The following is a 25,849-nucleotide window of genomic DNA, read 5'->3' as shown; positions in this document are numbered from 1 at the left end:
CAAATGTACAATATTTTTATTATCTTTGCAGTCATTATGGGACGATTACTTGCTATTGACTACGGGCGTAAACGCTGCGGACTGGCTGTGACCGACGTGTTGCAGATAGTGGCCACGGCGCTTGACACTGTGCCCTCGGCCCAGCTGATAACCTATGTCAAGGCCTATGTCAGCCGCGAGCCGGTCGATGAAATCATTGTCGGACTCCCCAAAACCCTGGGCGGGGAGCCGTCAGAGTCGATGCGCTATATCACTCCGGCCATCAACCGCCTGCGCAAGGAGCTGCCGGGAGTGGAGATCCGCTTTTTCGACGAACGCTTCACCTCGACCCTTGCCCACCGCGCCATGCTCGATGCCGGAGTCAAGAAAAGCGACCGCCGCGACAAAGGCGCCATAGACCGCATGGCGGCCGTCATAATCCTCAACGGCTATCTCGAATCACGCCGGATCTGACCGCCGCACAGGAAGCAGAGCCGCCCACCCACAGGCCGGCACCTCCCCCTCCTTGCCAATCATCCAGGAATAATCAAAAAAACAGATATATCAATGCGCTTACCAGTCTATCTTTACGGCCATCCGGTGCTCCGCAAGACAGCGGCCCCGATAAGCCGGGACTATCCTGAGCTCAAAAAGCTTATAGAGAACATGTTCACCACCATGTATGCCAGTGAAGGCGTAGGCCTTGCCGCTCCACAGATCGGTCGCTCTGACAGAATCGTGGTGATCGACGCCGACCCCGTCAAAGATTCATTCCCCGAATGCGAGGGCCGCAAATTCGTGCTCATCAACCCGGAGATCGAGGTGCTTGACGGAGAAGCCGTCAGCCGCGGCGAAGGCTGCCTCAGCCTGCCGGGACTTTCGGAAAACGTCAGCCGCGTGGAAAACATCCGCCTGCGCTGGGTCGACGAAAACTTCGAACCGCATGAAGAAGTGATCACCGGCTTCCTGGCCCGCATAGTCCAGCATGAGTGCGACCACCTCGAAGGCAAACTATACATCGACCACATTTCGATGATCCGCAAGCAGCTGATCAAAGGAAAACTCAACAACATCATAGCCGGAAAGACCCGCTGCGATTATCCCGCTAAATATGCACCCAAAAAGCGCTGAATCCTAATATCCTGAATTTCAACAAGCATCAACAACCATCCAATCATGGCTGACGACAAAAAAGTTATATTCTCGATGGTAGGAGTCTCCAAGACCTACCCTCCCCAGAAGCAGGTGTTGAAAAACATCTATCTCTCATTCTTCTACGGTGCCAAGATCGGCATCATCGGTCTGAACGGCTCCGGTAAGTCTTCGCTGCTGAAAATCATAGCAGGCATTGACAAGAGCTATCAGGGCGAAGTTGTCTTCTCGCCCGGCTACTCCGTGGGCTATCTCGAACAGGACCCTCAGCTCGACCCTGAGAAAACTGTCATCGAGGTTGTGCGCGAAGGTGTGCAGCCCATCATGGACCTCCTTGCTGAATTTGACAAGGTCAATGAATCGTTCGGCGACCCCGATGTGCTCGAAGACCCCGATAAGATGGACGCCCTGCTCGCCCGTCAGGCCGAACTTCAGGACAAACTCGATGCCGCCGACGCCTGGAACATCGACTCCAAGCTCGAACGTGCTATGGATGCCCTGCAATGTCCCCCCGACGACCAGAGCGTGACCACCCTCTCCGGAGGCGAACGCCGTCGCGTGGCCCTCTGCCGCCTGCTGCTCCAGCAGCCCGACATCCTGCTGCTCGACGAGCCCACCAACCACCTCGATGCCGAATCGATCGACTGGCTCGAACAGCACCTCCAGCAATATCCCGGCACCGTGATAGCCATCACCCACGACCGCTACTTCCTCGACCACGTGGCAGGATGGATCCTCGAACTTGACCGCGGCGAAGGAATTCCCTGGAAAGGCAACTACTCTTCATGGCTCGACCAGAAGACCAAGCGCATGGCCCAGGAAGAAAAGCAGGCAAGCAAGCGCCGCAAGACCCTCGAACGCGAACTCGAATGGGTACGCATGGCCCCCAAGGCTCGTCAGGCCAAAGGCAAAGCCCGTCTGTCGAGCTACGACCGCCTCCTCAACGAAGACCAGAAGGAACGCGAGGAACGTCTCGAAATCTTCATCCCCAACGGCCCGCGCCTCGGCAGCAAGGTCATCGACGTGCAGGGCTTCTCGAAAGCCTTCGGCAAGAAGCAGCTGTTCAAAGACCTGAGCTTCTCGCTCCCCCAGGGCGGCATTGTAGGCGTGATCGGCCCGAACGGCGCCGGAAAAACCACCCTCTTCCGCCTCATCATGGGCCAGGAGACTCCTGACGCAGGCTCGTTTGAAGTGGGCGAGACCGTAAAGATCGCCTATGTCGACCAGACCCACCACGACCTTCTGCCCGAAAAGAGCGTCTATGAAGTGATTTCGCAGGGAGTGGAAAGCTTCCGCATGGGTGGCCGCGACGTCAACGCCCGCGCCTACTTGTCGCGCTTCAACTTCACCGGCGCCGACCAGGAGAAGAAGATCGGAGTGCTCTCTGGCGGCGAGCGCAACCGTCTGCACCTCGCGATGGCTCTCAAGGAGGAAGGCAACGTGATCCTGCTTGACGAACCTACCAATGACATCGACGTGAACACCCTTCGCGCTCTCGAAGAAGGTCTGGAAGACTTTGCCGGCTGCGCCGTGGTTGTCAGCCACGACCGCTGGTTCCTCGACCGCATCTGCACCCACATCCTTTCGTTTGAAGGCGACGGCAATGTTGTGTTCTACGAAGGATCCTACTCAGACTACGAAGAGTTCAAGAAAGCCCACAACGATGGCAAGGAACCCCCGCGCCGCCGCTACCGCAAGCTCATGGACTGATAAACATCGGTATCTACCACCTATTTATATTATATAGAATCATTTTGCGGTCTCTCTGCATGGATACAAAATGTCAGGAGACCGCAATTTTGCATAAACCGTAAAAGGTTGTTTAAATATGAAAATTCAAATCAAAATTTCGCTAATGGCATTGGCAGCCCTCAGCGCGGCATCATGCACAGGCAACAAAAACGGACAGACCGCCACAAGTGACTGTCAGTCACAGGACGTAGCTGCATATGCCGATCTCAAAGGACGGTGGAATATTGAAAACATAGTTTTCTCCGATTCCGACTATGTCCGTCCCTCCGAAGAAGTGCCCGGATCACACCAATATATAGTATTTGAAGACAGCACATACTTTATCCAGACCAACTGCAACACCGTTTCCGGTCCTTATATGATCAAGGGCGACTCCATAATCCTCGGTGACGGCGCCATGACAGAAAAGGCCTGCGACAACATGGCGACAGAAGACGCACTCCGAAAAATCCTTCCGAATATCGCCACCCTATATATTGGAAACGATTCAACAGCCCGCCTCAACAGCCGCAACCCATCAGAGTACATCGTTCTGCACAAAGCCGCCGCTCAGAAATAAAAGCCGTTTGATTTTGAAGAGTTACTTATGATCCGTATAGGCCGATATGAACTTGGATTCGCTCCGCTGTCGATGATCATTGTCTTCATCGTGCTCTCAGCCTGCGCTGTGGCCGCGGCTTTCCATCAGGCAAGGCCCGAATGGCCAATGCCATTGCCGTCCATTATCATCATCAACGAGGGGATGGCCCTGCTGGCTACCATTGCCTACGGCATATTCGTTCACTTCGCTATTGAAATAATCAACAGGCTCAGAAAATAGACAGACAACTGTTTGTCATAAATAATATCGCCGGCCCCGCATTATCGCATCTGATAACGGGGCCGGCGATTGTATCTTTGCATTGTCTCATCCCGAAAAGAGGCCGGAAGCCCCGATCCAGAAAAAAAATGCGGTCTAATAATGGAACGAACTGCCTCCAAGAAATTCGCGCAGCAGAGAGTTTGGCGGAATCATGTTGGAAGGAATGGACGAGAAGCATGACAAAAACTTGCGCAGACGGTGAGCCTCGGCATATTCCGGCAGATCACGGGGCACGTTGCGCAACACCCGCTCTGCCTCGTCACGCATGACACCTAACTCGAACAGCAGCGAGGAATTGAACATCGAATCGGCATTTTCCTGATAAGGGAAAATCCACTGCTCTTCTCCCCGGCGCACGCTCGGCCAGCGGCGTATGGTGTCGAGAGCACTCGTACCGCGATACTTGTAGTCGCGGATAATGCGCCGCAGCAGGCGGTTGTCAGTGGTCGACACCCAATTGTGGTCATCAATGGCGAGTGTGGTCAGCGCAGAGACATAGATGCGGTATTTCATCTCAGGCACCACATCGCGAGTCAGTTCCGGATTCAGGCCGTGGATACCCTCGATCAGCAATATCGAATGCGAGTCAAGGGCTATGCTCTCATTGCGGTATTCACGCTCGCCGCGCTCGAAATTATAATAGGGCATTTCGATGCGCTCGCCACGGATCAGACGGTTCAGATGGTCGTTGAACAGCTCAAGATCGAGAGCAAAGAGCGACTCATAGTCATAATCGCCGCTCTGGTCACGCGGAGTGCGGTTGCGGTCTACGAAATAGTTGTCAAGCGAGATCATCACCGGGTTCAGCAGATTGGTGAGCAGCTGCACCGCCAGGCGCTTGGTGAAAGTGGTCTTGCCCGATGACGACGGACCGGCAATCAGCACCACCCGCGCGCCCCCTTCATGGTAACGCTCCGTGATGCGGTCGGCTATGGCGCCGATATACTTGGTGTGGAGAGCCTCGGCCACATTGATCATCATCGACGTGCCCGCTCCGGCCACCACCGAATTGACATCGCCCGCATCGCGGATGCCAATGATGGAGTTGAACTTCAGATAGTCGGTGAAGGCCCGGTAGAGCTTGGGCTGCGCAAGCGGAGTGGCCGCACGCGAGTCATCAGCCGGGTCAGGACCAAGCAGCAGAAGCCCCTTCTCATAAGGCACGAGATCAAACACCTGAAGCATTCCGGTTCGAGGCACTAAGTTGCCGTTATAGCAGTCGCAGACACCATCGAGACGATAGTAGACAGTGTACAGTTCATGGAGGCTCTCAAGCAGCTTCACCTTGTCATGCAGACCCTGACGGCGCATTATCTCGATCACGTCAGGCGTCAGGCGCTCCTTGCGCTCGAACGGCAGATCGCGGTCAACCAGCCTGCGCATCTCCTCCCTGAGAGCCGCCGCCACAGCGGCATCAGCCTTGACTCCTTCGAGCCGGCAATAATATCCGCGCGAAACCGAATGGCTGATCACCAGCCGCGCGCCGGGATAGAGCGTCACAAGCGCACGGTAAAGCACCATGCAGAGCGAGCGGATGTAGCATCTGTGGCCCGACGGCGACTTCACCGAGAGAAACTCCACCTGCTTTGGCATGAACACCGGAAAGGCAAGGTCTTCGGTCTTGTTGTTGACCCGCGCGCAGACAGGAGTGAAAGAAAGTCTGTCACGGATCTCCTCATATATCTGATGCAGCGTCTGACCGCCGCTGACAGGAATGTATTCGCCGAGATTGACGCAGTATATCTTCAGTTGGTCGCTCATAATGTGTTGAATTTTAGAAGATTTTTCATTCTTGAATAATTACAGCTTGTGCCCTGGCCTGCCTTGATGGCAAAGATAGCACCATTACATTTCAATCCGGGAGAAGGCCTGATAAAAAATGTTAACAGAAGCCAAAACAATCAGAAATATAGCTCTATATTCCAGCAACGACAGCGGTATTGCTTTTGTTCATTTCAAAAAAAATCCTAAAATCGGGCCGATCACGCCCTCGGAATGACATAAATATCGTAATTTCGTTGAAATAAACCAATTGATCACCCCGATGCACCGCTTTCTGCTCAATATTCTCCTCACCTTCTGCTCGTTCTGTCTGCTGAACTCCTGCGGCGAAGCCGACGAGCCCGCGCCCCCCGCACCGCCCTCTCCATCTGAAGAGGTCCACCGGACTGTGCTTGTCTATATGCTGGCCGACAACAACCTCGGCTGGGCAAACAGCTTCGATGCCTATGACCTCGATGAAATGGTCCGCGGAGCCAAAAACGGCGGTCTGAACGGCGGAAGGCTGCTCGTCTATTACAACCGCCCCTATACCAATGACGGCAATCCGCCCCAGCTGATCGAGATAACAGTCCAAGGACAGAAAATACTGAAAACCTACACCGATGATCCCGACCTCTACTCTGTAGAGATCGGACGCATGCGTCAGGTGCTTGCCGACATGAAGGAGCTCGCGCCAGCCGAAGACTACGGCATGATTTTCTGGGGCCACGCCACAGCCTGGATGACCCACCCCGAAGACATGGACCAATCAAAAGCCTCACGCTCATACGGAACCGACCGCGACAAATGGATGAGCCTCTCCTCACTCGGCAAAGCCCTCGAAGGAGAAAAATTCTCATTCCTATACTTCGACTGCTGCCTGATGGGCACCGTAGAAATCGCATATGAACTGCGCGCTCTGACACCCGTGATAGTCGGCTCGCCGACAGAAGTCGAAGGCGAAGGCATGCCCTATCATCTGAACATTCCGGCATTTTTCGCCGACGGCACCCCAGACCTGGTCGGCGCCGCCACCAACACATTCACCTATCTGAAAGAAAAAGGCCTGCGCTCACAGATGGTAGTGGTCGACACATCAGCTCTCGACGATCTCGCCGAAGCCTCGCGCGGCATCTTAGCCACTCTCACCTCCTATCCCGCGGAACTCACACAGGTACAGGCCCTGTCACAAAGCTTCAACCCCTTCGACCCCGTCTTCCACTCCACACGCCCGGTCTACGACATGGAGGACTACATGAAGAAAATCTCCAAGAACTCCCCCGCCCTGCTCGCCGCATGGCAGGACGCCTTTGACCGCTGCATCCTCTACAAAGCCCACACCGACCGCGACTTCACCGGCATAGCCGTCAGAACCTACGGCGGCCTCGGTTCGTTTATAATCAAACGGCCCGAAGAGACCGCCTACCGCGGCTATGACAAGACCCTTTGGTGGAAAGAAGTAGTCTCGACAGCCCCGGTCTTCAACTGACACCGGCAAATAACCCCGCAGAACATCCATATAGTAATAGTTATCAGAAAAAATGTTTCAACTCGACATCATTCCGACTGACACAATCCCAACCGTTGCCCAGGAGAGCAGCGCAATCAAAAACATCTCCTTCGATCAGCTGATCGACACACTCATCAGTGACATAGTCCACTTCGCCATTTCACTGACTATTGCCATACTTGTCTTCTACGCAGGCAAATACATCATCCGCAAACTCTACAATTTCGTCTACGGCATACTCCACCGGCGGCAGGTCGAAGCCTCGCTGAGCACTTTCGTGCTCTCGCTCGTCAGAATCGTGCTCTACTTCATCCTGATCGTCACCGTCATAGGCATCCTCGGCATAGAGACAAGCTCCTTTCTCGCCCTCTTCGCCTCGGCAGGCGTAGCCATAGGCATGGCCCTGAGCGGCACCCTCCAGAACTTTGCCGGCGGAGTGCTCATACTCCTGCTCAAGCCATTCAAGGTCGGCGACTACATCGAAGCCCAGGGCTTTGCCGGAACCGTCACCCGCATAGAAATCTTCAACACCATAATCTGCACCCCTGACAACAAATCGATCATCATACCCAACGGCGGCCTCTCCACCGGAAGCATCAACAACTACTCCATCCAGCCCTACCGCCGAGTGGACTGGACCGTAGGCATCTCCTACGGCGAAAGCGTAGACCGAGCCCGCACCCTGCTCCTCGACCTGCTCCGAAAAGACCCCCGCATCCTCTGGGAAGAAAAAACCGGAATGCCGTCAGTCAAAGCCCCCGTCGTAGTTGTGGCCGAACTGGCCGACTCATCAGTCAACCTCAGCGTGCGCGCATGGGTAGCCAGCGCCGACTTCTGGGGAGTCTACTTTGACCACAACGAAGAATTCTACAACGCCATCACAGCCGCCCCCGGCCTCTCCTTCCCCTTCCCGCAGCTCGATGTCCACATGACAGCCGCCCCGCAGGAACCCCGCCACTGAACACCCCGGCCATTCCATCTTACTTGCATCACGGGCCCGTTTAAAAACGAACGCTAAAGGATAAATAACATTTCTTATGACAATTTATCCAATTATTCTGCGTACTTTTGCAATTAATAGGGTCGAAGTGCCTTATCTCTTGCAATGATCGCGCACCTCCCCTCTCCGCCTTCTTTTGAAATAAAAAAGAAACAACATAAATGACAAGTAAATGGAATTACTGTCCCCTTACATCCGACGAACAACAAGTGGAGTCCGACCTGGCCAAAAGCTATGCCGGAGTGCCGCCCGTTAGCGAGCTGCTTGTGCAACGGGGCATTTCCTCGGTCAGAGAGGCGGAGAAATTTTTCCACCCCTCGCTGAAGGATCTGCATGACCCGTTTCTCATGCCCGACATGGACAAGGCCGTCCACCGGCTAAACCGTGCTATGGGGGCTAAGGAGCAGATTATGGTCTACGGTGACTATGATGTAGACGGAACCACAGCCGTGGCCCTCGTCTACAAGTATCTCCGTAACTTCTACTCCCATATCGACTACTATATCCCGACGCGCAACGAAGACGGATATGGCATCTCGAAAGCCACCATCGACATGGCCGCCCGTCAAGGGGTCAAACTTTTTATCATCCTCGATTGCGGAATCAAAGCAACCGAAGAGATCGAATATGCCCGCTCTCTGGGCATAGACTTTATTATCTGCGACCACCATGTGCCCGACGAGAAACTCCCGCCGGCCGTCGCAATCCTCAACCCGAAGCTGGATGGGAGCACCTATCCATGTCCCCACCTCTCAGGCTGCGGCGTGGGCTATAAGCTCATGCAGGCTTTCGCCATATCAAACGGACTGGGCAACACCGAACTGGAAGGGCTTCTCGACCTCGTGGCTGTGTCAATCGCCGCAGACATCGTACCGATGGTAGGCGAAAACCGCATCCTCACCTACCACGGACTCAAAAGACTCAACTCCAACCCAAACATGGGTCTGAGAGCCATAATCCGCATCTGCGGCCTCGGAAACCGCGAGATCACCATCAGCGACGTAATCTTCAAGATCGGCCCGCGCATCAACGCCTCCGGACGCATGCAGAGCGGCAAGGAAGCCGTCGACCTGCTCGTGGCCCGCGATGTGGCCGATGCCTACGCCCGCGCAAAGGAGATAGACCGCTACAACCAGGACCGCAAGGAACTCGACAAACAGATAACCGAGGAAGCCAATACGATTCTCGAAGAGCGCGGAGAGATGACCTCAGACCAGAAGTCGATAGTAATCTACAACAAAAACTGGCACAAAGGCATCATCGGCATCGTAGCCTCGCGACTGACCGAGCTCTACTACAAGCCATCGGTGGTCCTCACCTACTCCAACGGACTGGCCACAGGCTCATCGCGCTCGGTGCAGGGCTTCGACGTCTACAAAGCCGTGGAATCAGTGCGCGACCTGCTTGAGAACTTCGGCGGCCACACCTACGCCGTAGGACTCTCGCTCAAGGAAGAGAACATAGCGGAGTTCACACGCCGTTTCGAGCAGTTTGTCAGCGACAACATACGCCCCGACCAGCTAACCCCCCAGCTCGATATCGACGCCTACCTGACATTCGCCGAGATCACCCCCGAATTCCTATCCCTGCTCAAACAGTTCAACCCCTTCGGTCCGGGCAACAGCAAACCGGTGTTCTGTACACGCGGAGTGACCGACTTCGGCACCTCGAAACTCGTAGGGCGCCACAGCGAGCACATCAAACTCGAACTCGTTGACAGCACCTGCGGAAAAGTCATGAACGGCATAGTCTTCAACAGCGCCGCCAGTTTCGACCACATCCATTCGGGCAAACCCTTCAGCATCTGCTACACCATCGAGGAAAACAAACACAAGGGAGGTTCCGCCATACAGCTCTTCGTCAAGGAAATCCATCCCGAATAGCCGATGCCGCTTTCAGTACTGAAAAAATACTGGGGCTATGACGCATTCCGCCCCCTCCAGCGCGAGATCATAGACTCAGTGCTGGAGGGGCGCGACACTCTCGGCCTGCTCCCCACCGGAGGAGGAAAGTCGATCACCTTCCAGGTGCCGGCCATGCTCCTTCCGGGCCTCACCGTAGTGGTCACTCCGCTCATCTCACTGATGAAAGACCAGGTAGACAACCTGCGCCAGCGCGACATCAGAGCCGTCCACTTCCACTCCGGGCTGACCCGGCGCGAAACCGAGCTGAACCTCACCCGCTGCCGCCTCGGCAAAGCCAAACTCGCCTACCTCTCGCCAGAACGCCTTCAGAACGACAGCTTCATGGCCGAACTCCGGACCATGACAGTCAGCCTCATCGTGGTTGACGAAGCCCACTGCATCTCTCAGTGGGGCTACGACTTCCGCCCCTCCTACCTCAAGGTAGTGCGACTGCGCGAGACAGCAGGCGAAGAAGTCCCCATCCTCGCCCTCACAGCCTCGGCCACCCCTGAAGTCACAGCCGACATCATGCGCTCCCTCCGCTTCAGAGAGCCCAAAGTCTATGCCCGCAGCTTCACCCGCGACAACCTCTCCTACATAGTCCGCTATGCCGACTTCAAGGAGAACACCCTTCTGCGTGTGCTCCGCGCCACCACCGGCTGCGGCATAGTCTACGTGCGCTCCCGCCGCCGCTGCCGCGAGATAGCCGATCTGCTCAGGCGCGAAGGCATCAGCGCCGAGTTCTACCACGCCGGCCTCGATCCGGAAGAAAAAGATCTGCGGCAGAACCTCTGGAAAGAAGACAGCGTCCGCATAATGGTGGCCACCAACGCCTTCGGCATGGGCATCGACAAACCCGACGTGCGCACCGTGGTGCACTACGACCTCCCCTCATCGCTTGAGGAATACTATCAGGAAGCCGGACGGGCCGGGCGCGACGGCCGCGAGTCATTCGCCGTGGTCATAACATCGCCCAGAGACAAAGCCACCCTCAGCCGCCGCCTGAGCGAGAGCTTCCCCGACAAAGAATTCATAAGCCACGTCTACGAACTGGCCGGCAACTTCCTCGGCGTAGCCGTGGGCGAAGGCTACGGAATGCTCTATGAATTCAACTTCGACCTCTTCTGCCGCACCTACTCCCTGCCTCCCGCGCCGACAAGGAGCGCGCTGACACTTCTGAGCCGTGCAGGCTACTTCGAATACATCGACGAGACCACCTCGCGCTCGCGCCTAATGGTAATCATGCGCAAAGACCAGCTCTACGACCTTGAGCTCACGCCCGATGCCGAAGAAGTGTTCCAGTGCGTGCTGCGCAACTACACGGGGCTCTTCGCCGACTACGTCTACATCAGCGAGCTTGTCATAGCCCGCTCCACCTGCCTCTCGTCAGAGCGGGTCTACCAGGCGTTGCTTTACCTCGGACGCATCCATGCCGTCCACTACGTGCCGCGCCGCACCACACCTTATATATATTACAGCACCTCGCGCGAACTTCCGAAACACGTGATAATGCCCCTGGAAGTCTACGAGCGCCAGCGCGAACGCATGGCCCTGCGTCTCGAAGCCATGAAATCATTCGCATTCAACACCTCGGAATGCCGGGTCAGAGGCATGCTGCGCTATTTCGGCGAAAGCGATGCCCAGGACTGCGGCAAATGCGACGTGTGTCGCAGCCGCCGGAAGAGCGCAGACACACCTGAAACCACCCGCAGCCTGCGCGAAAGCATTGTCTATCAGGCCTCTCGCGAGGGCGGATGCTCTGTCGAAACCATCATCTCCAACTGCCAGAGTCCGCGCGAGCAGACCATACAAACCATCCGCGACCTTGCCGACAAAGGCATTGTCAGGATCGACGGGCACACAGTGATAGCGGCCAAAATACAATAAGCCCCCGAATTTCCAACAATATGGCTTCTCCGGACTGCACAAACCCGATTTTTTACATTTGATTTCAAAATTTGCGTTTTTTATCCTATTTATTACATTTTTTTGCCTTCACACCGACTTTTTGACTAAAATTTTCGGTTATTTTTGCTAAAATTTCTTTGCAAAATAGATTAATTCCATATCTTTGCAGGTAGTTGATTCACTACTGACCAACCAAAGCAAACCAATATTCTTACCTTTAATCCATCAAAACCATTTTCATTTCATGAAGTGCACAGTAACCTATCTCAGGTCCATAGTACTATGGCTCGTCTGCATGACTCCGCTATGGGCCTTCTCCCAGAACATCACAGTGACGGGAACCGTGCAGGATGAAGCGGGCGATCCGCTCATCGGCGCGACAGTGCAACAGAAGGGCTCCGGCAACGGCATAGCAACCGATGTTGACGGCCATTTCAAGTTGAGTCTTCCCAAAAACGCGACACTAGTTGTTTCCTACGTGGGCTACACCACCCAGACAGTAGCAGTTGACGGACGCACAAACCTGACAATCGTCCTTAAGGAAGACTCCGAAGTTCTTGACGAAGTAGTGGTTGTAGGCTACGGACAGATGAAACGCTCCGACCTCACCGGCTCAGTCACCTCCGTAGGCGAAGACGCCGTAAAGAAATCAATCGCCACCAGCGTCGACCAGGTGCTCCAGGGCCGTGCGGCCGGTGTGCAGATCCAGGCCAACTCCGGAACACCCGGCGCCTCGACCTCAATCCGCATCCGCGGTATCAACTCGCTCAACGCCACCAACCAGCCGATCTTCGTGATTGACGGCGTGGTGATCGACTCCACAACTGACGACGAGACCTCCAACCCTCTCAGCTCGATCAACCCCTCTGACATCGTGTCAATGGACATCCTCAAAGACGCATCGGCAACCGCTATATATGGTTCGCGCGCGTCAAACGGTGTGATCATGATCACCACCAAGCGAGGCAAGGCCGGAGAAGCCACCGTCACCTACGACATGTATCTCGGCTGGCAGGAAATGCCCAAGAAATATGACCTGCTCAACCTCCGCGAGTATGCCGAGCACCACAACTACCGTGCGGAATACATCAGCTCCGTTGACCAGAGCGCAGCCTTCATCCGTCCCGACCTGTTGGGCAAGGGCACTGACTGGCAGGACGAACTTTTCCGTAAGGCTTTCATGATGAACCACAGCATCTCAGTGTCAGGCGGCAACGACAGAACCACCTATGCTTTCTCAGGCGGCTATCTCGACCAGGAAGGTATAGCCCACGGCTCAAGCTTCCAGCGCTTCTCACTCCGCTCCAACCTCGACACCCAGATCAAGAGCTGGCTCAGAGGCGGAGTGAACTTCTCGTTCACAGACTCCAAACAGGTTGTAGGCACTGACAACAACACCATCATCAGCGCCCTCATCCAGCAGCCAACAGTCGCAGTCACCTCGCCCGACGGCTCTTTCGACGGACCGGACGACGTCTGGATGCCTGACAACCCCGTCGGCCTCGCCTCCATAATAACAAACAAAAACAAAAAAACCAACTTCCGCTTCAACGGCTATCTCGAAGCAACCCTCTACAAGGGCCTGACCCTCAAGACCGAAATCTCAGGCGACTACAACCTCAACAAATACTACTACTACATGCCGGACTACACCTTCGGCATCAAAACCCAGGACATCCGCACCTCACGCTGGACCAAGACCGACACCAAATACTGGTCATGGCGCAACATTCTCAACTACAACAATACCTTCGCAGGCAAACACAGCATCAACCTCATGGTAGGCCAGGAAGTCTCGAAAAGCTATTGGGAGACACAGGTGGGCACAGCCACAGGATTCCTCAACAACACCACTCCTGACCTCTCGGCAGGCGACATCAGCGCCTCGACCACAACCGGTTCGAGAAACATCAACACCCTCGCCTCATTCTTCGGACGCGCATTCTACTCGTTTGACGACCGCTACCTCCTGACAGCCACCATACGCCGCGACGGCTCATCGAAGTTTGCCGACGGAGAAAAATGGGGATGGTTCCCCGCCGTGGCCCTCGCCTGGCGCGCATCTCAGGAAAGCTTCCTCCGCGACGTGCAGTGGCTCTACAACGCCAAACTCCGTCTCGGCTGGGGTAAGACCGGTAACCAGAACGTGACTGACTACGCCTACATGGCCCTCCTCGCCAACAAAACCACCCCGTGGGGCGTAGGCGTGCTCACCGGCAACACCGCCAATCCAAAACTCACCTGGGAATCAACCAGCTCCTACAACCTCGGTGTAGACTTCGGAGTACTCCAGAACCGCATCGAACTCGTGGCCGATCTCTACTACAAAAAGACCGACAACCTCCTGCTCCAGCTCCCGCTCCCCGGCTTCCTCGGATCTGCCGGCCACGGCGCAGCCAGCAACCCCTGGGGCAACGTCGGCTCTATCGAAAACAAGGGTATAGAACTCACCCTCAACACAACCAACATCACCAACCGCGACTTCACCTGGACCTCAAACGTGGTCTTCTCGCTCAACCGCAACAAAGTCAAGTCACTTGACACCGCCAACTCCTCGATCGAGAAAACCTATCAGCCAAGCTCTACCAACTACATCGTCACCAAAACAGTAGTAGGCCAGCCCATCGGCCAGTTCTGGGGCTACAAAGTGATAGGCCGCTTCGACAAGCCCGAAGACTTCTACTACCACGACGCCGCAGGCAACCTGCAGCAGGTAGCCATCCCCGAAGGCAACACCATAGCCCAGAGCTCAACCTGGATCGGAGACTACATCTTCGAGGACCGCAACGGCGACGGCAAGATCAACGCCGAAGACTGCACATTCATCGGCAACCCCGAACCCAAATTCACCTGGGGCTTCGGCAACACTTTCAACTACAAAGGCTTCGACCTGAACGTCATGTTCTCAGGCGCCTACGGCAACAAGGCCCTCAACCTCACCCGCATGCGCATCGAAGACCCGCGCCAGAACTCCAACATACTGCGCTCGTCGCTCAACTTCGCAAGAGTAGCCGTCATCGACCCCTCGCTGCCTGACAATGACTACCGCAACCTTCAGGTGGTCAATCCCGGATCGACAACACTTCCAGCCCTTCAGCGCACCGATGCCAACGCCAACTTCACACGCATCAGCGACCTGCTCATCGAAGACGCATCCTACATCCGTCTGCAGAACATCTCGTTCGGCTACACACTGCCCCGCCAGCTTGTCAACAAGCTCTACCTCGACAACGTTCGTGTATATTTCAGCGCCCAAAACGTCTACACCTGGACCAAATACAAAGGTCTTGACCCCGAAGTGGGAGCCATGTACGGCGACGCCCTCATGACCGGCGTAGACTACGGCCGCTACCCCTCTCCGCGCATCTACACGTTTGGTCTAAACGTATCATTCTAACCGAAATTTGCAATGAAGAAAAACATATTGATCTCAGCTGTCCTCGTGGCAGGAAGCCTCTCACTCGCATCATGCGATGACTTCCTGACAACACAGAACACCACACAGGGCAACGACGAAAGCTTCCTCGACAGCGACGCTTCCGTCCTGGCCACCACATCGCCCCTCTACAACTATGTTTGGAACAGCTTCAATGACAAAGCCTACTACAGCATGGGCGACGGCCGCTCCAACAACCTGACCGCAAGATGGTCTGACTACATCTTCCCCTACACCAACTTCACCGAAACAGCCCTCTCGCCCGGTCTTGAAGACTCCTGGAACGCTCTCTACTCCGTAGTGGCCCAGTCGAACAACGTCATCAACCGAATCCAGAAATACAGCAGCAGCGCCGTTTCGGAAAGCGCCAAGACCCAGGGCATGGCCGAAGCCCGCTTCATGCGCGGCCTCGCCTACTGGTACATAGCCTCGCTCTGGAACAAGGGTGTGATCTACACAAACACCGCTGAAGCGGCAAGCAACACCATCACCCCGGCCCACCGCATGACCGACGTGATGGAGTTCGCCATCCGCGACATGGAATTCGCCGCCGCCAACCTCTCGGAAAGCCAGGCCAATCCAGGACGCGTCACCTGCTACAGCGCCTACGGCATGCTCTCACGCTTCTATCTCTCGATGGCAGGTCTAACCACCGACGGCGAATATGACGGCGCCAACATCGCCACCGACTTCGACCGCGGCAACCGCAACACCTACTATCTCGACCTCGCCAAGAAAGCCGCCCTCAAGTGCATGGAAGGCCCCTACAGCCTCCTTGAAAACTACGGCGACCTCTTTGCAGTGAAGACCTGGAACAACAATAACGAATCAGTCTTCCAGCTCCAGTGGCTCTCAGGATCGACTGATGCCATCGGCTGGGGTGCCAACAACCCGATCTCGTCTTATTTCAGCTGGTCGACAATGGTCGGCGAGACAAACTGGGGTAACGCGACATTTGCCTCGTATGACCTTGTCCGCACCTACGACCCGCAGGACCGCATCCGCCGTCACTACACCATCTGCACCGTAGGCGAAGTATATCCCGACCTCAACACCAAGAACGACGGATATATCTACAACGTGACCGAAGCCGACTACGAAAAGAAATGCAACGTCAAGAAACACGTTATCGGCAAACTTGACGACAACGGCCAGAGCTACCAGCAGTCATCAGGCGTCAACACCTACATGATGCGTCTGGCCGAGGTCTATCTGAACTACACCGAAGCCGCTATGGGCAACAGCGCCTCGACCTCCGACACCGAATATTTCAACCGCGTCCGCGAACGCGCCGGAATGCCACGTCTGGGCACCGTCACCTACTCTGACCTGATCTACGAACGCCGAATCGAATTTGCATTCGAAGGCCTCTTCTGGTACGACCTTCTGCGCCGTTCCTACTATCAGCAGTCAGAAGTGGTCAACTATCTCAACCATCAGGATCGCAACGCCTCCTACGAATGGGATGAGAGCGAAGACTGCCAGTATGCCAAGACTGCTGATGCCGACGACGTATCGACAGCCACTGTGGCCCACCTCACACTTCCGATTTCAGACGTTGACCGCGGCCGCAACCCGCTTTTAGGCAAAGATCCTGTGGTCTACGAATTCGGTCCGCGTGAAATCAACGTTAACGACCTCTTTAAATAATTACGACTCCATGAAAAGTTTAAAATATATCTGGCTCACCGCCATAGTCCTATTGTCTGCAGGATTCGCCTCCTGCGACAAAGACGATGAATATTTCGATGACAAATATCAGGGCCGCAAGATCGTGATCGAGAAAGTCTTCCTTGAAGACGTGGAATCATCCGTGCCTGACCGCGAAGTCACCTTCGCGCGTCTCGGCCAGATGATCCGCCTCGAAGGCCACGGGTTCATGGGCATGAAGAAAGTCTACATCAACGGCTATGAGACCTACTTCAACCGCGCCTATGTCTCTGACAACTCAATGCTTGTGACTCTCAACACCAAGACCCCGATCACCAATGCCGACGAGAATGTGCGCAACACCATCCGTCTGGTCAAGGACCGCACCGAAACCATCTACGAATTCGAGATTCGCGCCGCCTTCCCGACCATCACCTCGGTCAGCAACACTCTGCCCGGAGCCGGACAGAAAGTGACCGTCTACGGTTCTTCGCTCCACGAAACCTACCTCGTCACCCTCCCCGGCGGCATTGAAGTGACTGACAATATCGAAAACGACCCCGACGGCGAATGGTATTCATTCGTGATGCCCTCAGGTGTCAGCCAGGCAGGCTGCATCACCTCTGACGGCGCCAATGGCAAAGCCCAGTCGCCCGACTTCTTCAACAACCGCAACTGTATGATCCTCGACTTCGACGGCAACGGCGTGCACGGATTCTGGGGCTCGTCAAACAAAGACGAGAACGACAACATCAAGCCCGGAGTCTCAATGATCTATGACACCGACCTCGTTGACGATCCCTTAGGGACCGGCTACGGCAAAGTCTGCCAGCTCATACCCCAGCGTCTGCTCAACGAAGGAGGCATCTCATCGGCCAAGCCCCGCGCCACCGAAGTCTGGACAACCGGCAACAAGCACGAAACCGAAGACTGGACCCGCATGACCCCCTTCATTCCGGCCACAACACCGCTGACCGAAGTAGCCCTCCAGTTTGAGGTATATGTGCCCAACCCCTGGTCACTCACAGGCCAGATTGTGATCACGCTGGTCAACAACATCTCTTTCAGCGGCTACAACGGAGACGAACGCAACTCCAACACATTCTTCTACATCCCCTGGCTCGTCACAGACAATGAAGGCAATCCGGCAAGCATACCCTTCTTCACCGAAGGCTGGACCACCGTCACAGTGCCTCTGTCGGAATTCAACAACTACAAGGCCATTCTTGAAGACAAGGAAGCTGTAGCCCCGACATTCCAGGACGTGATCACCCTGCGCAACGACGCCTCGAACCAGCAGTTCGGCATGGGCTTCGTCAACTCAGATATCGAAGTGACCTACACCAACGACAAGGGCAAAGAAGCAGTGGCCAAATTCCCCTCGGCGCTCTCTACTCAGGAAATCTACATCGACAACTGGCGCATTGTCCCCTACAAGTTCGTCACCATATCCGACTATCCTGAAGATGAAGAGACTGAAGAATAAATCTTAAATCCAAGAGACCAACATTATGAAACGCAATAAAATAGCATATTCCGCGGCCGCTTTAGCCCTTACACTCCTTACCTCCGGCTGTGAAGAGCAGATCATGGAATGGAAGCCGGGCGATCCGACCGTGGAAATCTCGGAGATACCTCTCCAGCTCCAGGAGCAGATCATGCTCTATAAACCGATCAAAGACTATGTAGCCCAGTATCATCCCCACCTGAACCTTGCCATCGGCATTGGGGCGGACATGTATCTCAGCGATCCCGACTACAAAGCCGTGGTCGACGAGAACTTCACCGGCATCACCCTTGGCAATGCCATGAAAATGGGCGTGCTGATGAAATCAAACGGCACCCTTGACTTCACAACCGTTGACAAGGTACTCGCCTCGCTTCCGCAGGGCATGAAGTTCTACGGCCACAACCTGCTCTGGCACACCCAGCAGCAGCAGGCCTATCTCAAATCGCTCATCGCCCCCCAGATGGTGCTACCCCCTTCAGGCGACAGCGGCATTGCCAACATCATCACAAACTCTGACTTCGAAAACGGCACACGAACCGGCTGGACCGGCGATGGAGGCCACTACACCATGACCGTGGTTTCTCCAGGCCATGATTCAAACTATGCGGCAAAACTCGAATGCGACGACCAGACCTCTGCCAACTACGACTGCCAGCTCTGGTGGGATTTCAACCTTGAAGAAGGCAAGACCTACGCCTACCGCTTCTGGGCAAAATCACCTGACAACATTCAGGTGCAGTTCTTAGGCCAGAATTCAAGCACTTATGACGGTGTTTACTGCGATGTCTTCACTGTCGGCAACGACTGGACACTCTGCGAAGGCTCTTTCGTATATGAACAGTCAAAAGATGTCAACCGCATCGGCATACAGTTCGGCAACTACAAGAACGCCGTGCTCTACATCGACGACTTCGAATTCGGCGAAAAGACAGAAGCTCCGGCCGGACTCTGTCCGAACGGCGACTTCTCAAAAGGAATGGAAGGCTGGACAGCCCAGAATGAAGGCGCAGGAGTGAGTGTCATAGATATGGACGGCACACCTTCGGGCAACAATAAAGTAATGAAGCTCATCTCAAGTGCTGATTCAAAGGAAGCCTACGACCTTCAGGTGCTCAGCCCCGACATGCCTACAATGCCAGGCTCGAAGGTCGAGATATCATTCTTCGTCAAGTCGGAAGGTACAGGCAAAGGCCGCCTGACATTCAAAGGCATGACCAACGAATGGCCCTGGATCAACTGGACCGGCAATCAGTCAAGCTGGGCCGAAGCATTCGAGACATCCGCTGAATGGACGCAGATCAAGTTCGTAATGCAGGACTACAGTTTCGACTTTACCGAAGGTGAATCCATGTGGAACTTCAACCTTGAGTTCGGCTACATCCCTGACATGACATATTATATCGACAACATCGTTGTCACTGATGTCACCGAACAAAGCGCCGCCAAGACCGCATCACGTTCAGGTGTGAGCCGTGCCTCAGGCATCACTTTCATCCCCAAATCGGCCGAAGAGAAGAAAGCAATACTCCTCGATGCTATGGAGACCTGGATCAAGGACGTGATGACCCACATGGGTGACCGCGTGGACGCATGGGACGTGATCAACGAACCTATCGCCGACGGCTACAACAAATGGCGCGGCATCGACAACATCTTCGGCAGCAGCGCCAATGACGGCACTCCCGACTCGGCACCCGTAGAAACCGAAGAAGGCGGACTGAACCTGAACTGGGCCAGCGATGCAGGAAACCAGCACTGGTACTGGGGCTACTACCTCGGCAAGGACTATGCTGTAAAGGCTTTCGAATTCGCCCGCAAACATGCTCCCAACCCCGATGTGAAACTCTTCGTCAACGACTACAATCTTGAGACCAGCCCCGGCAAGCTCGCCGCCCTCATCGACTTCGTCAATTACATTGACAACAACGGCGCGCATGTCGACGGCATCGGCACCCAGATGCACGTAAACATCGGCATCACCAAAGAGCAGGTCGACGCCATGTTCCAGACTCTCGCCGCTACAGGCAAGCTCATCCGAATCACCGAGCTTGACATCGCATTCGGCGTAGAAGACGGCAAGGATATCACTCCATCGGCCGAACAGCTGATCCAGCAGTCAGAGGCCTACAACATGATCCTCACTTCCTATCTGACCAACATCCCCAAGGAACAGCAATCGTCAATCACTCTCTGGTCACTCTCTGACAACAAGAAAGAGCACGAATACTGGCTCAAGGGCGACGCTCCTAACATCTTTGACAAGGACTATGCCCGCAAGGTAGCCTACAAAGGTGTCTGCGACGCTCTCGCCGGCTTCGACATCGGCGCCGAGTTCTCAGGCGATGCCTGGAAAGACCTCTACCAGAAGGAGGAGACCGAAGAATAATCCCTGATCGCACATATTCTTGACAGAATGCGATAACCCCCTACTCCCGCAGCCGACGGCCAGGCTATTGACCCGGCTGCGGGAGTTTTTCTCTAATGATGTTACATATTGACAAGCATTGGCAACAAATCTCTAAGCCTATTCTTAAGACTGTTTGCTAAATTTGCACTGCCCCCGGTCAGACCATCAATCCATTCTTGCCAGATCATTATCCCATGAAACAAAAGACCTCCTTCTTACTGCTGCTCATGCTGCTGATAGCCTCGGCTGCCGCAATGGCCCGCACTGAATCCCGGCTTGAAAAGCAGGGCTGCGCCAAGAGGCTCATTGTTGACGGCAAACCCTTTATTATTATAGGTGGCGAGGCCGGTAACTCTATGGCCTCCTCGCCCGACGACGTGGCCTGCTGCATGGACGTGGCTCTTCGCCACGGCTACAACACCGTGCTGATGCCCGTGGTCTGGGAACTGATCGAACCGCAAAAAGGAACGTTTGACTTCTCAAGCGTCGACGAAATCATCCGTCAGGCCACCGACAGCCGCCTCAAAGTCGGCATCCTCTGGTTCGGAGCATGGAAAAACTCCATGAGCTGCTATGCGCCTGACTGGTTCAAAAAAGACAGCAAGACCTATCCGAGGGCCCGCACACGTTCGGGAAAACCGCTCGAAATCGCCTCGGCATTCTCCGCAAAAGTGGCTGAAGCAGATGCCGCCGCATTCACCCGCCTGCTCAGCCACATCGCCGAGACAGACACCGCAGGCACCGTGATCATTCTCCAGATCGAAAACGAGATCGGAATGCTCGAAGACGCGCGTGACCACTCTCCGCTTGCCCAAAAGGAATATGCCAAAGGAGTTCCCGGAGTTCTCACAGCCAGTCTGAACCTCCTGAACCAAAAGAAATCACTTCACCCGCAGCTCCTTGAGAAGTGGCAGGCCGCGGGCATGAAGCAAAAGGGAAGCTGGACCGAAGTGTTTGGCGACGACATATATACCGACGAGATCTTCATGGCCTGGAACTATGGCCGCTATGTGGAAGGCCTCGCGCAGATAGCCCGCCGAATATTCCCTACAATGCCCCTCTACGTCAACGCCGCCATGAACTCGCGTGGCCGCAAACCAGGCGAATATCCCTCAGCCGGACCTCTCGCCCACCTAAAAGACATCTGGCATGTCGCAGCTCCGACTGTCGACATTCTCGCGCCTGATCTCTATGACTCAGGCTTCACTGACTGGGTGAGAGCCTATGCTCTGGCTGACAATCCGCTCTTCATTCCTGAAATCAAATGTGCTCAGCCCAATGCGGCTCAGGCCTTCTATGCCGTAGGCGAGCACAACGCCATAGGGCTCTGCCCCTTTGCCTACAACGGCCGCACAGCCCTGTCAGAGACCGCCTATCAGGCCGCCGGCACAGCTGCTTTGGGCAATCTGACCCCTCTGATCGCCGCTCATCTCGGCAAGGAGACCATGAACGGCTTCTACTTCGATGCCGACTCGACCGAACGCATACTCCGCCGCGACGGCCTCAGAATCACCGCGCGCCACTACTTCACCCTCCCCTGGGACCCAAGGGCTACCGACGGATCGCCCTGGCCGGCCGCAGGCGGTCTGATAGTCCGCACGGCTCCGATGGAGTATATCGTGGCCGGATCAGGCCTTGTGCTCACCTTCGAACCGGAGGACAGCGGCACAGCGCCTGAGAAAAAACTCGGCGAAGACGGCTTCCTCGCCTCCGGCTCAGACCGCGGTGCCGAAAAAGAGAGCCGCTGGAAGGGCAAGCGCATCGGTCTGGCATCAGTCGAGGAAATCAGCATCGCCGATGACAGATCGCAAAAACGCATACGCACCTTCAACGGCGACGAGACCCACCAGGGGCGCCACGTGCGCATCGGGGTCGACGATTTCAGAATACTCCGCGTAAAACTCTATGAATATGAATAAATTACTGATACTGACGGCTCTGCTCGGAGCCGGTTCATTCTGCCAGGACATAAGGGCCGAGGTGAAACTGCCTCAGATAATTTCTGACGGCATGGTGGTGCAGCGTGACCGCCCGCTGACCCTCTGGGGCACCGCCGATCCGGGCGAAAGCGTGACCGTCAGGGTGGTCAAAGGCAAAAGCGCCACAGTCACAGCCGACAGCCTCGGCCGCTGGCGCGCTGAACTCCCCGCGCTAAAGACCGGCAAGACCTACACTCTGACCGTAGCCGACAAGACGATCAGCAATGTGGCCGTGGGCGATGTGCTCCTCTGCTCCGGACAGTCCAACATGGAACTGCCCGTCAGCCGCGTCACCGACATGTTTGCCGACGAGGTGATGGAATACCGCAATCCCGCCATCCGCCAGTTTCTCGTGCCCAAGGAATTTGATTTCGACGGCGAACGCTCCGACCTGAGCCCCACGTCATGGAAATCGGTAGACGATGACGTGATGGGCTTCTCGGCCCTCGCCTACTTCACCGCCAAGGCCCTCAACAGCCGCACCGGGCTCCCGGTAGGAATCATCAACGCCTCATGGGGAGGCACCCCGGTCGAGTCATGGATCTCCGAAACGGCCATGAGCGACTATCCCTACTATCTGAACCAGAAAGCCGTCTACAGCTCCGAAGCCTACCGCACTGCCCTGAAAGAGCAGGAGTGGCGCAACTATCAGGCCTGGAATTCGGTGATTGATGCCGCCGACCCCGGACTTGCCGGCGCTGCAAAGTATTACTCCCCCGCCCTTGACGACAGCGACTGGCAGGAAACCGATCTCTTCTCCACCTCATGGGCCTCTGACGGCATGACGCCGGCCAACGGCTCACACTGGTTCCGCAAAACCGTCGATATCGACGCTTCACATGCCGGAAAAGCAGCCACTCTGCGCCTGGGCTGCATTGTCGACGCCGATTCTGTCTGGATCAACGGCCGGCTTGTCGGCTTCACCACCTATCAGTATCCTCCGCGCATCTACCCTATTCCCGAAGGCCTGCTGAAAGAGGGCGCCAACACAATAACCGTACGCCTCATCTCGCAGAACGGCGCGCCGCATTTCGTGCCTGAGAAGCCCTATAAGATCATCTTCGGTGACCGCCCCTATGCGGTCTACGGCCGGACATATCCCGATGAAATTCCGCTCGAAGGCCTCTGGCGCTACCGCAAGGGCGCACCCATGCCCGCCGGACCGGCCATGATGTTCTACTGCTACATGCCCTGTGTGCTCTACAACGCCATGATCGCGCCCGTGATCTCCTATCCCGTCTGCGGAGCCGTATGGTATCAGGGCGAGTCAAACGTGGGCCGCAGCAATCAGTATCCGGCCCTGCTCGAAACCATGATAGCCGACTGGCGCAAGGCCTCAGGCAATGCCGGAATGCCATTCTACATCGTTGAGCTGGCCGACTTCCTCCACGAGTCTGACCGCGGAGGCCGCGCCGCCTGGCAGACTATGCGCGAGCGGCAGGCCCAGGTGGCCGACGAGACTCCCGGCGTCAGCCTCATCAGAAATTCCGATCTGGGCGAGTGGAACGACATCCATCCGCTCGACAAAAAGACCCTCGGCAATCGCGTGGCCGAAAAAATCCTCTCAGAAAACAATAACAGACCTTTTTAAAATCCAATTCATGGAAGCAAGCATCAATATGACCAAATCACAGGAATCCAAAGGTTTCTACAAGCTCTCGATGCTCCAATGCATCGGCTTCGGATCGGGCGACCTCGCCCAGAATCTGATCTATCAGACCATCAGCATGTATCTGCTGTTCTTCTACACCAATGTCTACGGCCTCGATCCGGCCGTCGCAGCGGTGATGTTTCTGATTGTTCGCATCGTCGATGTCATCTGGGACCCCCTGGTGGGCACTTTTGTCGACAAACACAACCCCCGTCTCGGTAAATACCGCGCCTATTTGGTGCTCGGAGGCATTCCGCTGACCGGTTTCGCAATACTCTGTTTCTGGAACGGCTTCTCAGGCTCGCTGCTCTATGCCTACATTACCTACGTGGGACTTTCGATGTGCTACACTCTGGTCAACGTGCCCTACGGCGCGCTCAACGCCTCTCTGACCCGCGACACGGCTGAAATCACCAAACTGACATCGGTCAGAATGTTCATGGCCAATGTGGGCGGTCTCGCCGTAGGCATGGGCATACCCTTCGTGCTGCGTATCTTCGACCCGACCGAAAGCACCGACATGTCAATGGACGACGGCGCCTGGTTCCTGACCATGACCCTCTACGGCTGCGTGGGCCTCGCACTGCTCCTCTTCTGCTTCTCCCAGTGCCGCGAGAGAGTGGTGATGGACTCCAGCGAGACCGAAAACGTCAGCGTCTCTGACCTCTGGATGGAGTTTGTCCACAACCGTCCGCTTCGCATCCTCGCCTTCTTCTTCGTGACTGCCTTCGCAATGATGGCCGTAGGAAACGCCGCCGGGGCATACTATATCCAGTACAACCTCGGAGGTTCCGCCGCCGAACTCTCGGTATTCATGGGCCTCGGCTCTATCCCCGCATTCATATTCATGCCCATGATCCCGGCCATCAAGAAAAAGGTCGGCAAAAAGGGCATGTTCTACATCTTCCTCCTCGTGGCCATAATCGGCATGGCCATGCTCTACGCCATCTCCATGATCGACGCTCTCAAGGAACACATGGTCCTCGTCTACATAGCCCAGTTCATCAAATCGACAGGCGTGATCGTAGCCACCGGCTACATGTGGGCGCTCGTGCCTGAGGTCATCTCCTTCGGCGAATACACCCACGGACGCCGCATCTCCGGCATAGTCAACGCCCTGACCGGAATCTTCTACAAGGCCGGCATGGCCCTCGGCGGCGTTGTGCCCGGACTGGTCCTCGCCTTCGTAGGCTTTCAGAAAGAAGCCCTGACTCAGACCCCCTTCGCCCAGCAGGGCATACTGTGGCTCGTGGCCGTTATCCCCGCCATACTGCTCGCCCTCGCCATGTTCATCATCTCACGCTATGAGCTTGATGACGATGTGATTGACCGCATCAACCGTGAAATCGAATCAAGACACAAATAACCCCTGCAACATCCCCCCACTG

General features: G+C 55.6%; 17 protein-coding genes. 16 read left to right on the top strand and 1 reads right to left on the bottom strand.

What is annotated here, in order from left to right; all coding sequences use genetic code 11:
* Window positions 1–36: 36 nt before the first annotated feature.
* The 5 genes from ruvX to C5O23_RS01210 all read left to right on the top strand — a co-directional run bounded on the left by ruvX (window position 37) and on the right by C5O23_RS01210 (window position 3,703).
* Window positions 37–453, top strand: a complete 417-nt coding sequence (gene ruvX, locus C5O23_RS01230) for a Holliday junction resolvase RuvX (RefSeq protein ID WP_107031134.1) — start codon at window positions 37–39, stop codon at window positions 451–453.
* 93 nt (window positions 454–546) lie between these two features.
* The gene (def, locus tag C5O23_RS01225; protein ID WP_107031133.1) at window positions 547–1,110 is read left to right on the top strand and encodes a peptide deformylase; all 564 of its coding nucleotides are present in this window, start codon (window positions 547–549) and stop codon (window positions 1,108–1,110) included.
* 45 nt (window positions 1,111–1,155) lie between these two features.
* Window positions 1,156–2,841, top strand: a complete 1,686-nt coding sequence (gene ettA, locus C5O23_RS01220) for an energy-dependent translational throttle protein EttA (protein WP_107031132.1) — start codon at window positions 1,156–1,158, stop codon at window positions 2,839–2,841.
* A 118-nt stretch (window positions 2,842–2,959) separates the two neighbouring features.
* A complete protein-coding gene (locus C5O23_RS01215) occupies window positions 2,960–3,442 on the top strand; it encodes an META domain-containing protein (protein ID WP_107031131.1) in 483 nt (160 codons plus the stop codon).
* A gap of 27 nt (window positions 3,443–3,469) precedes the next feature.
* Window positions 3,470–3,703, top strand: coding sequence for a hypothetical protein (locus tag C5O23_RS01210; RefSeq protein ID WP_107031130.1), 234 nt, complete (start codon window positions 3,470–3,472; stop codon window positions 3,701–3,703).
* Window positions 3,704–3,838: 135 nt separating this feature from the next.
* Here the strand turns inward: C5O23_RS01210 and C5O23_RS01205 are convergent, their stop codons facing one another.
* The gene (locus C5O23_RS01205) at window positions 3,839–5,506 is read right to left on the bottom strand and encodes a nucleoside kinase (protein WP_107031129.1); all 1,668 of its coding nucleotides are present in this window, start codon (window positions 5,504–5,506) and stop codon (window positions 3,839–3,841) included.
* 283 nt (window positions 5,507–5,789) lie between these two features.
* Here C5O23_RS01205 and C5O23_RS01200 point away from each other — a divergent pair, with 283 nt between their 5' ends.
* The 11 genes from C5O23_RS01200 to C5O23_RS01150 all read left to right on the top strand — a co-directional run bounded on the left by C5O23_RS01200 (window position 5,790) and on the right by C5O23_RS01150 (window position 25,827).
* Window positions 5,790–6,995, top strand: coding sequence for a clostripain-related cysteine peptidase (locus C5O23_RS01200; RefSeq protein WP_107031128.1), 1,206 nt, complete (start codon window positions 5,790–5,792; stop codon window positions 6,993–6,995).
* 52 nt (window positions 6,996–7,047) lie between these two features.
* Window positions 7,048–7,977: a mechanosensitive ion channel family protein gene (locus tag C5O23_RS01195; protein WP_107031127.1), complete on the top strand. Its 930-nt coding sequence runs from the start codon at window positions 7,048–7,050 to the stop codon at window positions 7,975–7,977.
* 200 nt (window positions 7,978–8,177) lie between these two features.
* Window positions 8,178–9,899, top strand: a complete 1,722-nt coding sequence (gene recJ / locus C5O23_RS01190) for a single-stranded-DNA-specific exonuclease RecJ (RefSeq protein WP_107031126.1) — start codon at window positions 8,178–8,180, stop codon at window positions 9,897–9,899.
* 3 nt (window positions 9,900–9,902) lie between these two features.
* Complete coding sequence (locus C5O23_RS01185; protein ID WP_107031125.1) at window positions 9,903–11,807, top strand: RecQ family ATP-dependent DNA helicase; 1,905 nt, start codon at window positions 9,903–9,905, stop codon at window positions 11,805–11,807.
* 265 nt (window positions 11,808–12,072) lie between these two features.
* Window positions 12,073–15,225 carry a SusC/RagA family TonB-linked outer membrane protein gene (locus C5O23_RS01180; protein WP_107031124.1) on the top strand — a complete coding sequence of 1,051 codons (3,153 nt, stop codon included), beginning with the start codon at window positions 12,073–12,075 and terminating at the stop codon, window positions 15,223–15,225.
* Window positions 15,226–15,237: 12 nt separating this feature from the next.
* On the top strand, window positions 15,238–16,914 hold the full coding sequence (locus C5O23_RS01175) for a RagB/SusD family nutrient uptake outer membrane protein (RefSeq protein ID WP_107031123.1): 1,677 nt from the start codon (window positions 15,238–15,240) through the stop codon (window positions 16,912–16,914).
* Between the two features lie 10 nt (window positions 16,915–16,924).
* The gene (locus tag C5O23_RS01170) at window positions 16,925–18,400 is read left to right on the top strand and encodes a glycan-binding surface protein (RefSeq protein ID WP_107031122.1); all 1,476 of its coding nucleotides are present in this window, start codon (window positions 16,925–16,927) and stop codon (window positions 18,398–18,400) included.
* Between the two features lie 25 nt (window positions 18,401–18,425).
* Window positions 18,426–20,810, top strand: coding sequence for an endo-1,4-beta-xylanase (locus C5O23_RS01165; protein ID WP_107031121.1), 2,385 nt, complete (start codon window positions 18,426–18,428; stop codon window positions 20,808–20,810).
* Between the two features lie 215 nt (window positions 20,811–21,025).
* Window positions 21,026–22,750, top strand: coding sequence for a GH35 family beta-galactosidase (locus C5O23_RS01160; protein ID WP_107031120.1), 1,725 nt, complete (start codon window positions 21,026–21,028; stop codon window positions 22,748–22,750).
* Window positions 22,743–24,401 carry a sialate O-acetylesterase gene (locus C5O23_RS01155; RefSeq protein ID WP_240597555.1) on the top strand — a complete coding sequence of 553 codons (1,659 nt, stop codon included), beginning with the start codon at window positions 22,743–22,745 and terminating at the stop codon, window positions 24,399–24,401. The genes C5O23_RS01160 and C5O23_RS01155 overlap by 8 nt, the downstream gene beginning before the upstream one ends.
* Window positions 24,402–24,411: 10 nt before the next feature.
* Entirely contained in the window at window positions 24,412–25,827 is a 1,416-nt protein-coding gene (locus C5O23_RS01150; protein ID WP_107031118.1) for an MFS transporter, read from the top strand.
* Window positions 25,828–25,849 lie beyond the last annotated feature (22 nt).

The sequence above is a fragment of the Duncaniella muris genome, from assembly GCF_003024805.1.
GTDB classification, from domain to species: Bacteria; Bacteroidota; Bacteroidia; order Bacteroidales; family Muribaculaceae; genus Duncaniella; species Duncaniella muris.
This window is presented reverse-complemented; position numbering and strand designations above follow the sequence as displayed.

What these genes read in the sequence shown, in the direction of transcription:
- C5O23_RS01185 (WP_107031125.1), top strand. Translation starts at nt 9,903, where the DNA reads ATGCCGCTTTCAGTACTGAAAAAATACTGGGGCTATGACGCATTCCGC.
- C5O23_RS01160 (WP_107031120.1), top strand. Translation starts at nt 21,026, where the DNA reads ATGAAACAAAAGACCTCCTTCTTACTGCTGCTCATGCTGCTGATAGCC.
- C5O23_RS01175 (WP_107031123.1), top strand. Translation starts at nt 15,238, where the DNA reads ATGAAGAAAAACATATTGATCTCAGCTGTCCTCGTGGCAGGAAGCCTC.
- def (WP_107031133.1), top strand. Translation starts at nt 547, where the DNA reads ATGCGCTTACCAGTCTATCTTTACGGCCATCCGGTGCTCCGCAAGACA.
- C5O23_RS01155 (WP_240597555.1), top strand. Translation starts at nt 22,743, where the DNA reads ATGAATAAATTACTGATACTGACGGCTCTGCTCGGAGCCGGTTCATTC.
- ettA (WP_107031132.1), top strand. Translation starts at nt 1,156, where the DNA reads ATGGCTGACGACAAAAAAGTTATATTCTCGATGGTAGGAGTCTCCAAG.
- C5O23_RS01170 (WP_107031122.1), top strand. Translation starts at nt 16,925, where the DNA reads ATGAAAAGTTTAAAATATATCTGGCTCACCGCCATAGTCCTATTGTCT.
- C5O23_RS01150 (WP_107031118.1), top strand. Translation starts at nt 24,412, where the DNA reads ATGGAAGCAAGCATCAATATGACCAAATCACAGGAATCCAAAGGTTTC.
- C5O23_RS01180 (WP_107031124.1), top strand. Translation starts at nt 12,073, where the DNA reads ATGAAGTGCACAGTAACCTATCTCAGGTCCATAGTACTATGGCTCGTC.
- C5O23_RS01165 (WP_107031121.1), top strand. Translation starts at nt 18,426, where the DNA reads ATGAAACGCAATAAAATAGCATATTCCGCGGCCGCTTTAGCCCTTACA.
- C5O23_RS01195 (WP_107031127.1), top strand. Translation starts at nt 7,048, where the DNA reads ATGTTTCAACTCGACATCATTCCGACTGACACAATCCCAACCGTTGCC.
- ruvX (WP_107031134.1), top strand. Translation starts at nt 37, where the DNA reads ATGGGACGATTACTTGCTATTGACTACGGGCGTAAACGCTGCGGACTG.
- C5O23_RS01200 (WP_107031128.1), top strand. Translation starts at nt 5,790, where the DNA reads ATGCACCGCTTTCTGCTCAATATTCTCCTCACCTTCTGCTCGTTCTGT.
- recJ (WP_107031126.1), top strand. Translation starts at nt 8,178, where the DNA reads ATGACAAGTAAATGGAATTACTGTCCCCTTACATCCGACGAACAACAA.
- C5O23_RS01215 (WP_107031131.1), top strand. Translation starts at nt 2,960, where the DNA reads ATGAAAATTCAAATCAAAATTTCGCTAATGGCATTGGCAGCCCTCAGC.
- C5O23_RS01205 (WP_107031129.1), bottom strand. Translation starts at nt 5,506, where the DNA reads ATGAGCGACCAACTGAAGATATACTGCGTCAATCTCGGCGAATACATT.
- C5O23_RS01210 (WP_107031130.1), top strand. Translation starts at nt 3,470, where the DNA reads ATGATCCGTATAGGCCGATATGAACTTGGATTCGCTCCGCTGTCGATG.